12 protein-coding genes are annotated in these 12,290 nt (G+C 69.1%); 6 read left to right on the top strand and 6 right to left on the bottom strand.

The genetic code is table 11. From position 1 onward, the window contains the following. The first annotated feature begins 56 nt into the window (after positions 1-56). The gene (locus tag ACFV6H_RS14490) at positions 57-731 is read left to right on the top strand and encodes a FadR/GntR family transcriptional regulator (protein ID WP_385541560.1); all 675 of its coding nucleotides are present in this window, start codon (positions 57-59) and stop codon (positions 729-731) included. A gap of 108 nt (positions 732-839) precedes the next feature. Here the strand turns inward: ACFV6H_RS14490 and ACFV6H_RS14485 are convergent, their stop codons facing one another. The 4 genes from ACFV6H_RS14485 to ACFV6H_RS14470 form a co-directional block, all read right to left on the bottom strand. Then, complete coding sequence (locus ACFV6H_RS14485) at positions 840-1,235, bottom strand: hypothetical protein (RefSeq protein WP_385541558.1); 396 nt, start codon at positions 1,233-1,235, stop codon at positions 840-842. A 252-nt stretch (positions 1,236-1,487) separates the two neighbouring features. After that, complete coding sequence (fabI, locus tag ACFV6H_RS14480; protein WP_384987009.1) at positions 1,488-2,261, bottom strand: enoyl-ACP reductase FabI; 774 nt, start codon at positions 2,259-2,261, stop codon at positions 1,488-1,490. 4 nt (positions 2,262-2,265) lie between these two features. Continuing rightward, positions 2,266-2,985 (bottom strand): 3-oxoacyl-[acyl-carrier-protein] reductase, encoded by a 720-nt coding sequence (gene fabG, locus ACFV6H_RS14475; protein WP_093602842.1) that lies wholly within the window; start codon positions 2,983-2,985, stop codon positions 2,266-2,268. A 147-nt stretch (positions 2,986-3,132) separates the two neighbouring features. Next, positions 3,133-5,154 carry a GTP-binding protein gene (locus tag ACFV6H_RS14470; RefSeq protein ID WP_385541556.1) on the bottom strand — a complete coding sequence of 674 codons (2,022 nt, stop codon included), beginning with the start codon at positions 5,152-5,154 and terminating at the stop codon, positions 3,133-3,135. 215 nt (positions 5,155-5,369) lie between these two features. Between ACFV6H_RS14470 and ACFV6H_RS14465 the strand changes: the two genes are divergently transcribed. The 3 genes from ACFV6H_RS14465 to tyrS all read left to right on the top strand — a co-directional run bounded on the left by ACFV6H_RS14465 (position 5,370) and on the right by tyrS (position 9,672). Continuing rightward, positions 5,370-6,893 (top strand): TldD/PmbA family protein, encoded by a 1,524-nt coding sequence (locus tag ACFV6H_RS14465; protein WP_384781776.1) that lies wholly within the window; start codon positions 5,370-5,372, stop codon positions 6,891-6,893. Continuing rightward, positions 6,890-8,296 carry a metallopeptidase TldD-related protein gene (locus ACFV6H_RS14460; protein WP_385541554.1) on the top strand — a complete coding sequence of 469 codons (1,407 nt, stop codon included), beginning with the start codon at positions 6,890-6,892 and terminating at the stop codon, positions 8,294-8,296. Before ACFV6H_RS14465 ends, ACFV6H_RS14460 begins: the two co-directional genes overlap by 4 nt. 98 nt (positions 8,297-8,394) lie before the next feature. After that, on the top strand, positions 8,395-9,672 hold the full coding sequence (gene tyrS / locus ACFV6H_RS14455; RefSeq protein ID WP_385541552.1) for a tyrosine--tRNA ligase: 1,278 nt from the start codon (positions 8,395-8,397) through the stop codon (positions 9,670-9,672). A gap of 135 nt (positions 9,673-9,807) precedes the next feature. Here tyrS and ACFV6H_RS14450 read toward each other — a convergent pair whose 3' ends face one another. Next, positions 9,808-10,098: a GlsB/YeaQ/YmgE family stress response membrane protein gene (locus ACFV6H_RS14450; RefSeq protein WP_093604914.1), complete on the bottom strand. Its 291-nt coding sequence runs from the start codon at positions 10,096-10,098 to the stop codon at positions 9,808-9,810. Between the two features lie 213 nt (positions 10,099-10,311). Here ACFV6H_RS14450 and ACFV6H_RS14445 point away from each other — a divergent pair, with 213 nt between their 5' ends. After that, the gene (locus ACFV6H_RS14445; RefSeq protein ID WP_384781783.1) at positions 10,312-10,671 is read left to right on the top strand and encodes a DUF3099 domain-containing protein; all 360 of its coding nucleotides are present in this window, start codon (positions 10,312-10,314) and stop codon (positions 10,669-10,671) included. 229 nt (positions 10,672-10,900) lie between these two features. Continuing rightward, positions 10,901-11,152, top strand: coding sequence for a hypothetical protein (locus ACFV6H_RS14440; protein WP_385541550.1), 252 nt, complete (start codon positions 10,901-10,903; stop codon positions 11,150-11,152). A 34-nt stretch (positions 11,153-11,186) separates the two neighbouring features. Here ACFV6H_RS14440 and moaA read toward each other — a convergent pair whose 3' ends face one another. Next, the gene (gene moaA / locus ACFV6H_RS14435) at positions 11,187-12,176 is read right to left on the bottom strand and encodes a GTP 3',8-cyclase MoaA (protein WP_385541548.1); all 990 of its coding nucleotides are present in this window, start codon (positions 12,174-12,176) and stop codon (positions 11,187-11,189) included. Positions 12,177-12,290: the final 114 nt, after the last annotated feature.

The following is a 12,290-nucleotide window of genomic DNA, read 5'->3' as shown; positions in this document are numbered from 1 at the left end:
GAGCCATCATAGAATCATGGGATGATTGACTGTCCAGCCACACGACTAGGAGCACCATGGCGCTGACCTCTCCCCGGCGTTCCGCGCTCTCGGATCAGGTGATCACCGAGCTGCGGAGCCAGATCACCTCGGGCGAATGGCCGGTGGGCTCCCGTATCCCGACCGAGCCCGAGCTGGTCGCGCAGCTCGGAGTGGCCCGTAACACCGTCCGCGAGGCGGTCCGCGCGCTCGCGCACAACGGGCTTCTGGACATCCGGCAGGGCTCGGGAACCTATGTCGTGGCGACCAGCGAGCTGGCCGGCGTGATGCACCGGCGCTTCGCCGGCGCCGACCCGCGCGATATCGCCGAGGTGCGCTCCACACTGGAGTCCTCGGCCGCCAGGATGGCCGCCGAGCGGCGCACGGAGCGGGATCTGCGGCAGTTGGACACGCTCCTCGCCCGCCGCGAGGAGGCCTGGGCCGCGGGCGACCGGGACGAGTTCGTCGCCGCCGACGCCACCTTGCACATGGCGGTCGTCTCGGCCTCGCACAACGACGTACTGACCGCGCTCTACGCGGACCTCAACCACCTGCTGCGCGACCGGCTCCGTGACGACGTCGGACAGGAGCTGCGCCCGGAGAACCATATGGACCACGCGCGGCTGGTGGCCGCGATCCGGGCGGGCGATGTGGAGACGGCGGGCACCGAGGCGGCCAGTTACACCCGCCACTGCCTGGGCGAACGCGTCTGAGCGGCGAGAGTCCGGACGTACACCTGGGCATGTCCGTCCGCGGCGTACGGTCCAGGAGCGCCCGGATCGTACGGAACGTCCGGACCGTACGGGACCGCCCCGCGGTGCTCAGGAGGCCACGCGTTCATGGCTGATCCACACCTGGCGTATCTCCATCCAGCACCGCTCGGCGAGTTCCGCGTACCGGGCCGCGGCGATCTCCACCGCCTCGCTGTCGGCGTCGATGTCCCACCAGCGCTCGCACTCGACATGCAGCCGCACCCGGTCGGTCTCCGGATACGGGTTGTGGCAGGAGGCGGTGGCGCGGGAGCCCTCGATCTTCGTACGGCAGGTGGCACCGAAGCGGTCGGGACGGCCGCGTTCCATGCCGCCGCCGCTCGCCGGGACGGACAGATCGGCGGCGGCGACAGGTATGTCCCGCAGTGCCGAGGAGACGGCGAAACCGGTCGTGATCAGCAGGGCCGTGGTGAGAGCGGCGGCCGTACGGCGGTGCGACGGACGCATGCCTACACCTCCTCCCCCATGTACGGCAACCGGAATGCCCCGATGCGCTCAGTGTGGGGCCACTTGTCCCTCTTTTCGAATCGAAGGGACACGGTCCGTCACTCCGCCGGATCACCGGGCCCGCACGCCCTGACATCGCCCTGACGCACGGAAGCCGCGCACCGTCGGCTGGACGGTGCGCGGCTTCCGGAACAGCGGTGAACGGGACTGAACGGGAGTACGCGAGACGGCGAAAGAGGGAATGGAAGAGGCTCAGGCGCCCATCATGTGCACGCCGCCGTCGACATGCACGATCTCGCCGGTCGTCTTCGGGAAGAAGTCCGACAGCAGACCGACGATGCCCCGGCCGGCCGGCTCCGGGTCGGACAGGTCCCAGCCGATCGGCGCGCGGTGGTTCCACACGTCCGCCAGCTCCTCGAAGCCCGGGATGGACTTGGCGGCCATGGACTTGAGCGGACCGGCCGAGACCAGATTGCAGCGGATGTTCCGCGCGCCCAGGTCACGGGCGAGATAGCGGTTGGTGGACTCCAGCGCCGCCTTGGCGACACCCATCCAGTCGTACTTGGGCCAGGCGACCTGTGCGTCGAAGGTGAGACCGACCACCGAGCCGCCGCGCTCCATCAGCGGCAGACAGGCCGTCGTGAGCGACTTCAGCGAGTACGCGGAGACATGCACCGCGGTCGAGACGTCGTCCCAGCTTCCCTCCAGGAAGTTGAACACGCCCTGCGGGCCGAAGGCGATCGAGTGCACGACACCGTCGAGCCCGGCACCGGCGTCGCCCTGGAGCTCCCGGATCCGGCCGGCGAGCCGGTCCAGATGCTCCTGGTCGGTGACATCCAGCTCGATGACCGGAGCGGGCTTGGGCAGCCGCTTGGCGATGCGCTCGACGAGGGTGAGCCGGCCGTAACCGGTGAGGATGACATCGGCGCCCTCCTCCTGCGCCACCTTGGCGGCATGGAAGGCGATGGAGCCCTCGGTGAGGACACCTGTCACGAGAATGCGCTTGCCGGCGAGGATTCCACTCATGTGATCAGTGACCCATGCCCAATCCGCCGTCAACGGGAATGACGGCTCCAGTGATGTACGAGGCGTCGTCGGAGGCGAGGAACCGCACCGTGGCGGCGATCTCCTCCGGCTGCGCGTAGCGGCCGAGCGGCACCTGCGAGACGATGCCCGCGCGCTGCTCGTCCGTGAGCACCTTGGTCATGTCGGTGTCGACGAAGCCCGGTGCGACGACATTGAAGGTGATGTTCCGCGAGCCCAGTTCACGGGCGAGGGAGCGCGCGAAGCCGACGAGACCGGCCTTGGACGCGGCGTAGTTCGCCTGGCCCGCCGAGCCGAGCAGCCCGACCACCGAGGAGATCAGGACGACGCGGCCCTTCTTGGCCCGCAGCATCGCGCGGTTGGCGCGCTTGACGACACGGAAGGTGCCGGTGAGGTTGGTGTCGAGGACGGAGGTGAAGTCGTCCTCGGACATCCGCATCAGCAACTGGTCCTTGGTGACACCGGCGTTGGCCACCAGCACCTCGACGGGACCGTGCTTCTCCTCGATCTCCTTGTAGGCCTGCTCCACCTGCTCGGTGTCGGTGATGTCGCAGCGGACCGCCAGGCAGCCCAGCTCCAGCAGCGCCGCCGGCGGCTCGCCCGAGCGGTAGGTGATGGCGACCTTGTCGCCGTTTTCGGCGAAGACCCGGGCGATGGCGAGGCCGATGCCCCGGTTTCCTCCGGTGACGAGAACCGAGCGGCTCAACGGATCAGCCTTTCGTAGCGGTCTGGTACACCGAAAACCTATCGGTACGGTCCCGCCGACGGAGAATCGGTCCCTGACAGCGCCTCGGTACGGTCCCTGTTGGATTCCTACAGATACACGCGACCGGACGGGCGGGAAGCGGTCGGACTAACCTCCGGTGATCCTCCGTACGACACGCAGCAGGTACTCCTTTCGGTGGAGCGGATCGTGGTCCGTGCGCGGCCGGGACGGGGCCGTGCCGGTGACCGGGCGGTAGTGGTCGAAGGCGGATTCCAGTACGCCCTCGCCGCGCGTCAGCGTCGGCAGCCGCTGTTCGAGTTCATGCACCTGGGCCGCCGGGATCTCGCCCTCCAGAACGTATGAGTCACCCTGTGTGGACGGTGTGCGCGGTACGGCGCGCAGCCGGGCCAGGACGGGCAGGAGCGATCCGTACACATCCGCCGGGAGTTCCAGCCGGAAGCGGTGCATCGGCTCGTGGACCATGGTGCCGGCCTGCTCGATCGCGCTCATCAGGACCAGCGGTGTGAGATTGCGGAAATCGCCGCCGGTGCTCGACATGCTCTTGTCGAAGACGCCGTGGGAATGGCTCTGCCGCGGCGCGTAACCGGAGTGCGTGAGGGTGACCGTGCAGTCGGGGATACGCCATCCGTGAATGCCCTGGAGCAGGGTCTCCCGCACGGTGTCCTCGACGGCTTTCATGAACGCGAAGGGCATGGAACCGAGTTCGACCTCCAGCCGGAATTCCACGCCGGAATCGACCGGCGCCGGATCGACACGCAGTCCGACGGTGGCGAGAAAGGGATTGGGATCCTTTCCCATGATCTCGACGGCCGAGCCCGATCCGGTCAGCCGTTCCACACAGATGGTGGTCGTCTCCCGGAAGGTGACCTCGACGCCGAAGTCATTCGCCAGCGTCGCCTGGATGACCTCTTTCTGCACCTCTCCGTAGAGCGATACGGAAATCTCCTGCCGGAGTTCGTCCTGCCGGAGATTGATCAGCGGATCCTGTTCGACGAGTTGGGCGAGCGCCGCGTGCAGCGCGCCACGGTCCGCCGAGCGGCACGGGACGACGACGGTCTCCAGCGACGGCGGCGCGAAGTGCCCGTACTGGGAAAGGGAGTCGGTCGTAGGCGCGGTGGCGCCGGTGTCGCCGACCGTGTCTCCGATCCGGACACCGCCGAGCCCGTGGAGGACGGCGATCCGTCCGGCCTCGGCCGACTCGCGCGGGACGGCCGATCCCTGGTCGAACACGCTGATCGCGGTGACCTTTCCCGCGCCGTCCCGGCCGAACGGCAGCCGGTCCCGTGTCCGTACGGTGCCCGAGAGCATGCGTACATACGCCACCTTCTCGCCCGCCGGACCGCGGTCGATCTTGAAGACCGTGCCGGAGACCGCGCCCTCGGTGTCGCGCTCGGAGGCGGGCAGCAGCTCCTTGATCCCGGTGATCAGCGCGTCCACGCCCGCGCCCGTGATGGCCGAGCCGAAGTACGCCGGATGGACCACCGCCCGCCGCGTCTGCGCGGCAAGTTCACGGCGGAGCCGGTCGTACGGAAGAACCGCCTCGTCGTCCAGCTCCAGATACGCGGCCATGAGGGCGTCGTCATGGTCGGCGAGCGTCTCCGCGAGCCCGCCGGCGAAGGCCGTTTCGGCCCCGTCGTACGGTGTGAAACCGGCGCCGCGCGTGCCGAGGCCGTACGCCGCACCCATCGGGACGACCGCCGGGCTCAGCCGCTCGGCCACCGCCCGGAGCACACGCCCGTCGTGCGCGCCACGGCGGTCGATCTTGTTCACGAAAATAAGCGTGGGAATGCGAAGTCGCTGCAACGTGCGCATCAGTACGCGCGTCTGCGCCTGCACGCCTTCGACGGCGGAGATCACCAGGACGGCGCCGTCGAGCACGTTCAGGGAACGCTCCACCTCGGCGATGAAATCCGGGTGTCCCGGCGTATCGATCAGATTGACGGTGATGTCGTCGATCGGGAACGAGACGACGGCCGACTTGATCGTGATCCCGCGCTGGCGTTCCAGCGCCAGGGAATCGGTCTGCGTACTTCCGTCATCGACTCTGCCGATCCGGTCGATGACTCCGGCGGCGTGCAGCAGCCGCTCGGTCAGGCTCGTCTTACCGGCGTCGACATGCGCCAGGATTCCAAGGTTCAGCGTTCGCACGAAGCGTCAGGTCCTCTGTGTAGACAGTGATTTCCCGCTGGCCGGCCACAGACGTTCCACGCACGACGAACTCCTTGATCGATCCGATGTCGGGGGCGAGTACAGCAGAGCGCTCCACCGGCCGCAACCGGTTTGTCCACAGGCGCGGCGGCGCCCCGCGCCCGCATGATTCACTGCGGACACATGACACACGGGTGTGAGAAGGGGAGGCCGACGTGCCCCATGAGGTAGATCAGTCGTTCCTGGCACTGCCGCTGCGGGCGCTCGCCGACGCCGCGCTCGCGCGGGCGCGGGCGCTCGGCGCGGAGCACGCGGACTTCCGGTTCGAGCGGGTGCGCGGCGCGTCGTGGCGGCTGCGGGACGGGAAGCCGGCCGGTTCGTCGGACACCACGGATCTCGGGTACGCGGTCCGGGTGGTGCACGGCGGTGCCTGGGGCTTCGCGTCCGGCGTCGATCTGTCCATGGACGCGGCGGCGCGGGTGGCGGGACAGGCCGTGGCGATGGCGAAGCTCTCCGCGAAGGTGATCTCGGCGGCCGGTTCGGACGAGCGCGTCGAGCTGGCCGAGGAGCCGGTGCACACGGAGAAGACCTGGGTGTCGTCGTACGAGATCGATCCGTTCGACGTGCCCGACGAGGAGAAGAGCGGGCTGCTCGCGGAGTGGAGCGGGCGGCTGCTGCGCGCGGAGGGCGTCGCGCATGTGGACGCGTCGCTGCTCACCGTCCACGAGAACAAGTTCTACGCGGACACCGCCGGTACGGTCACCACCCAGCAGCGCGTCAGGCTGCATCCGCAGCTCACCGCCACCGCGGTCGACGGCGAGAGCGGTGAGTTCGACTCGATGCGCACGATCGCGCCGCCGGCCGGGCGCGGCTGGGAGTACCTCACCGGGACCGGCTGGGACTGGGACGCGGAGCTGGAGCGTATCCCCGGGCTGCTCGCCGAGAAGATGCGGGCGCCGAGCGTCGAGGCGGGCACCTACGACCTGGTCGTCGATCCGTCGAATCTCTGGCTGACCATCCATGAGTCGATCGGCCATGCCACGGAGCTGGACCGGGCGCTCGGGTACGAGGCGGCGTACGCGGGCACCTCGTTCGCGACGTTCGACCAGCTCGGGAAGCTGGCGTACGGCTCCTCGGTGATGAATGTGACGGGCGACAGGACCGCCGAGCACGGTCTGGCGACCATCGGTTACGACGACGAGGGCGTCGAGGCGCAGTCGTGGGACCTGGTCAAGGACGGCACGCTCGTCGGCTACCAGCTCGACCGCCGGATCGCGAAGCTCACCGGTCTGGGCCGCTCCAACGGCTGCGCCTACGCGGACTCGCCCGGGCATGTGCCCGTACAGCGGATGGCGAATGTGTCGCTGCGGCCGGATCCCGGCGGGCTGAGCACGCAGGATCTGATCGGCGGAGTGGAGCGCGGGATCTATGTGGTCGGCGACCGGTCGTGGTCGATCGACATGCAGCGCTACAACTTCCAGTTCACCGGGCAGCGGTTCTTCCGTATCGAGAACGGCGAACTGACGGGCCAGCTCCGCGATGTCGCGTACCAGGCGACGACGACGGACTTCTGGGGCTCGATGGAGGCGGTCGGCGGACCGCAGACGTATGTCCTGGGCGGCGCCTTCAACTGCGGCAAGGCCCAGCCGGGCCAGGTGGCAGCGGTCTCCCACGGCTGCCCTTCGGCCCTGTTCCGCGGCGTCAACATCCTCAACACCACGCAGGAGGCCGGACGATGAGCACCAGTCGCATCAGCAAGCCGCACGAAATCGTCGAGCGCGCCCTCGAACTGTCCACCGCCGACGGCTGCGTGGTCATCGCCGACGAGCACTCCTCCGCCAATCTGCGCTGGGCCGGCAACGCGCTCACCACCAACGGTGTCACCCGCGGCAGGACCTTGACCGTCATCGCCACCGTCGACGGCACGCAGGGAACCGCGTCCGGTGTGGTCTCGCGCTCCGCCGTCACCGCCGAGGACCTGGAGCCGCTGGTACGGGCCGCCGAGGCCGCCGCGCGCGGCACCGGTCCCGCCGAGGACGCCCAGCCGCTGGTCGGCCCGGACCAGGCCGGTCCGCCGTCGGGAGACTTCACGGACGCGCCCGCCGAGACGACCTCCGCCGTCTACGCGGACTTCGCGCCGGCCCTCGGCGAGTCCTTCGCGCGTGCCCGGGCCGGCGGCCGTGAGCTGTACGGTTTCGCCAACCACGAGCTGACCTCGACGTATCTCGGTACGTCCACCGGCGTACGGCTCCGCCACGACCAGCCCAACGGCACGCTGGAGCTGAACGCCAAGTCGCCCGACCGCACCCGCTCTGCCTGGGCGGGCCGTGCCACCCGCGACTTCAAGGACGTGGACCCGGCGGTCCTCGACGCCGAGCTGGCCCAGCGGCTGGCCTGGGCCGAACGCAAGATCGATCTGCCCGCCGGACGGTACGAGACGCTGCTGCCGTCGACCGCCGTGGCCGATCTGCTGATCTACAACCTCTGGTCCTCGTCCGCCCGCGACGCGGCGGAGGGCCGTACGGTCTTCTCCCGTCCCGGCGGCGGCACCCGTATCGGCGAGAAGCTCTCGGAGCTGCCGCTCACGCTCCGTACCGACCCGAACGAGCCGGGTCTGGAGTCCGCGCCGTTCGTGATCGCGCACTCCTCCGGCGACGACACGTCCGTGTTCGACAACGGTCTGCCGCTGACCGCCACGGACTGGGTACGGGAGGGCGAGCTGGCCCATCTGATCACCACCCGGCACACCGCCGCCCTGACCGGGCTCCCGGTCGCGCCGGGCGCCGGCAATCTGATGCTGGAGGGCGGCGGCGACCGGTCGCTGGAGGAGATGGTCTCCGCCACCGCGCGCGGCCTGCTGCTGACCTGTCTCTGGTACATCCGTGAGGTCGATCCGGCGACGCTGCTGCTCACCGGGCTGACCAGGGACGGTGTGTATCTGGTGGAGAACGGCGAGGTCGTCGGCGAGGTGAACAACTTCCGGTTCAACGAGTCGCCCGTCGATCTGCTCTCGCGCGCGGCCGAGGCCGGACGTACGGAGAAGACGCTGCCGCGTGAGTGGGGCGACTGGTTCACCCGGGCCGCGATGCCTCCGCTGCGGATTCCCGACTTCAATATGAGCTCGGTCAGCCAGGGCGTGTAGCGGCGGGCGTACAGCCGGCGCCCATCGCGCATTTGGCGCCTGGACGACGCCCATAGACTGGTGGTCAACCATGTGACCATCCGAGGAGAGACACGACCGTGACGGATATCGTCGACGAGCTGAAGTGGCGCGGGCTGTTCGCCCTGTCCACTGACGAGAACGCTTTGCGCAAGGCGCTCGCGGACGGTCCCGTGACGTTCTATTGCGGCTTCGATCCCACCGCACCGAGTCTGCACGTGGGACATCTCGTGCAGGTGCTGACCGTACGCCGGCTCCAGCGCGCCGGACACCGGCCGCTGGCGCTGGTGGGCGGCGCCACCGGCCAGATCGGTGATCCGCGGCCGACGGCCGAGCGGACGCTGAACGACCCGGAGACGGTCGCGGGCTGGGTGCGGCGGCTGCGGGCCCAGATCGAGCCGTTCCTCTCCTTCGAGGGCCCGAACGCGGCGACCGTGGTCAACAATCTGGACTGGACCGCGGGCCTGTCCGCGATCGAGTTCCTGCGGGACGTCGGCAAGCACTTCCGGGTCAACAAGATGCTCACCAAGGAATCCATCGCCCGCAGGCTGGAGTCGGACGAGGGCATCAGCTACACGGAGTTCAGCTACCAGCTCCTCCAGAGCATGGACTTCCTGGAGCTGTACCGGCGGTACGGCTGTGTCCTCCAGCAGGGCGGCAGCGACCAGTGGGGCAATCTCACCGCCGGTCTCGATCTGATCCACCGGCTGGAGCCGGGTGCCACCGTGCACGCGCTGGCCACACCGCTGATGACCAAGGCGGACGGGACCAAGTTCGGCAAGTCGGAGAGCGGCGCGGTCTGGCTGGATCCGGAGATGACCACGCCGTACGCGTTCTACCAGTTCTGGCTGAATGTGGACGACCGTGACATCTCCTCGTACAGCCGCATCCTCAGCTTCAGGAGCCGTGAGGAGCTGGAGGAGCTGGAGCGGAGCACCGAGGAGCGTCCGCAGGCCCGTGCGGCCCAGCGGGCGCTGGCGGAGGAGCTGACGACGCTCGTCCATGGCGCGGAGCAGTGCACGGCGGTCGTCGCGGCCTCCCGGGCGCTGTTCGGCCAGGGCGAGCTGGCGGAGCTGGACGAGGCGACACTGAGCGCGGCGCTCTCCGAGGTGCCGCGCGCCGAGGTCGCCGAGCTGGGCCCGGTGGCGGATCTGCTCGCCGAGACCGGTCTCGCGCCGAGCAAGTCGGCGGCGCGGCGCACGGTCAAGGAGGGCGGGGCCTACGTGAACAACGCCAAGGTCACCGACGCGGACTCCGTACCGGGCCACGAGGAGCTGCTGCACGGCCGCTGGCTGGTGCTGCGCCGGGGCAAGAAAAACCTGGCGGCGGTCGAGGTCACGGCCGTGCTGACCGACTGACCGACCTGAATGGGCTGAACGGGCTGATCCGGGAACGGGCCGGTCCGGGGCGCGCGAGACATCTCGTATGCCTCGGACCGGCTGCCTCGGGTCGGCCCGTTCCCGTGTCTCGCACGCTTCACATCCGCTGTTCGGTCACATGCGCTGGCGGGCGCCTCTGGCGCGTCTGCCCCGCAGTGTGTTCCAGGCCAGGTCGGCCACGAAGACCACCAGAATCGCCCCGATGAGCTGGAGCACATGGCGCGTCCAGTCGATGCCTCTGGTCTCGGCGACGCCCAGCCAGCCCGCGGCCCCGTTGCCCAGCATGCCTCCGAGGATGCCGCACAGGGCGGTCAGCCAGATGGGGATGTGCTGCTTGCCCGGGATGACCGCTCTGGCGATCAGACCCAGCACCAGCCCCACAATGATCGCCCACAACCAGTTCATCGTCGCCTCCCGGTGCGGCGCGGTCCGCGCGTGTGGGCCCAGTCTGTGCCGGTCGCCCATACGGCGCATGTCGGACGGCGCCGTACGTGGCGCGACCAGAACCATCGGTCAGGATGGAGGGTGACCCGCTCTCGTGGCGGCGGGAGCTCCGGCGTACCGTGGTTGACGATCCGGTCCGGGCGAGTCCGGCACAGAATCGGGTGGTGGAACGTGATGCGGAAGCGGAGCGGGACCGAGGTCTTCCGGATCACGGGAGCCCGGCAGGGGCTCGCCGAGGATGTGCGCGGCCGGCAGCGCCGCTATGTGATCTCGATGTCCGTACGGACGCTCGCGGTGGTCGCCACCGTGGCCCTGTGGAACGTGGAACGGCCGGTGGCGATCGTGACGCTCGTCATCGGTACGCTGCTGCCGTATGTCGCCGTGGTGATCGCCAACGCGGGCCGGGAGAACGCTCCTTCGCTGCCCACAACCTTTGTTGCCGCGCCGGCGCCGCCGATGATCGCGCCGCCCTCGGGACCTCTGGTGGCGGAATCCGGAGCCGAGACGGCGGGCCGTGAGGCGCGGGAGAGCTGATCCCGGGCGGTCCGCAAAGCTCAAGGAAAGCTCAGATCAATCGTGAAGTTCCGGTGCCGGGCACCCCATTGCCCGTGACATACTTTGTAGGCGCTCCGCATCCCCCGTCGGAGCGACAGACCGACGCCGGGCAGCTCCCCCCGTGGCTGCTCGGCGTCGCCTTTTCGGGTTACCGGATGTGTCCCGGGGCTAGGCCCTGTCCGGGTCGAACCTGTCCTAGGGTTGTCGGGTGAACTTCCCCGGCACCTCCGATTCCGCTTCCGACGCCGCGCCGATCTGCTCCGCGAAGGGCTGCCGTGAGCCCGCCGTCTGGGTCCTGGCCTGGAACAATCCCAAGCTGCATACGCCCGAACGGCGCAAGACCTGGCTGGCGTGCGACGAGCACCGTGAGCATCTCTCCTCGTTCCTCGATATGCGCGGCTTCCTCAAGGATGTGGTTGAGCTGACGGAGTGGGAGCGCCGGTCGGCCACCGATCACTGACATCGGCGGGGCATCAGCGACGACATCAGCGGCATCAGCCGCCGATCGCCGACATCGGGCGGTCCGGCTGGAGGAACGACGGATCGTCCAGCCCGGAACCGGCCTTCTTGCCCCACATCGCCAGCTTCCAGATCGTGGCGATCTCCTCGTCGGGCGCGCCGGAGCGCAGCGCGCCTCGCAGATCCGTCTCCTCCCGGGCGAACAGACAGCTGCGCACCTGTCCGTCGGCGGTGAGCCGCGTGCGGTCACAGGCATGGCAGAACGGGCGCGTGACGGAGGCGATCACACCCACGCGGTGCGGTCCGCCGTCCACGATCCAGCGCTCGGCGGGCGCCGAGCCCCGGACGGTCTCGCCCTCGGGCGTCAGCCGGAAGCGCGTACGCAGCGAATCCAGGATCTCACCGGCCGTGATCATGCCGTCCCGCTTCCAGCCGTGCTGGGCGTCGAGCGGCATCTGCTCGATGAAGCGCAGCTCATAGCCGTGCTCGACTGCCCAGGCGAGCAGCTCGGGAGCCTCGTCCTCGTTGAGGCCCGGCATCAGCACCGCATTGATCTTGACGGGCCTGAGCCCGGCCTCATGGGCGGCGCGCAGCCCGCTGATCACATCCGCGTGCCGGTCACGCCTGGTGAGGGCCTGGAAGACCGCGGGCCGCAGCGTGTCGAGCGAGACATTGACCCGGTCGAGGCCCGCGGCCCTGAGCGCGGCGGCGGTACGCGCGAGCCCGAGGCCATTGGTAGTCACCGACATCCTGGGACGCGGCTCCAGCGCGGCGCACCGCTCGACGATCCCGACGAGACCAGGTCTGATCAGCGGCTCTCCGCCGGTGAAACGGACCTCGGTGATACCCAGCCGGGTGACGGCGATATGGACCAGACGGACGATTTCGTCATCGCTGAGCAGCTCCGACTTGCCGAGCCACTGGAGCCCTTCTTCCGGCATGCAGTACGTGCACCGCAGATTGCACCGGTCCGTCAGCGAAACGCGCAGGTCGGTAGCCACACGGCCGTATGTGTCTATGAGCACTGCGGGCCCCCTCCCTGTGATCGGTTCCGACACCGTCGAGACTACGTCAGACCACTGACAACGCCAGAGGGACATTTGCGACGGGCAGCGGCGTGGCCGCGTCGTAGGTCTCCA

Origin of the sequence: Streptomyces sp. NPDC059743 (genome assembly GCF_042732975.1) — a bacterium.
Classification (GTDB): domain Bacteria; phylum Actinomycetota; class Actinomycetes; order Streptomycetales; family Streptomycetaceae; genus Streptomyces.
The sequence above is the reverse complement of the archived record's forward strand: the minus strand, read 5'-3'. Positions and strand labels throughout refer to the sequence as shown.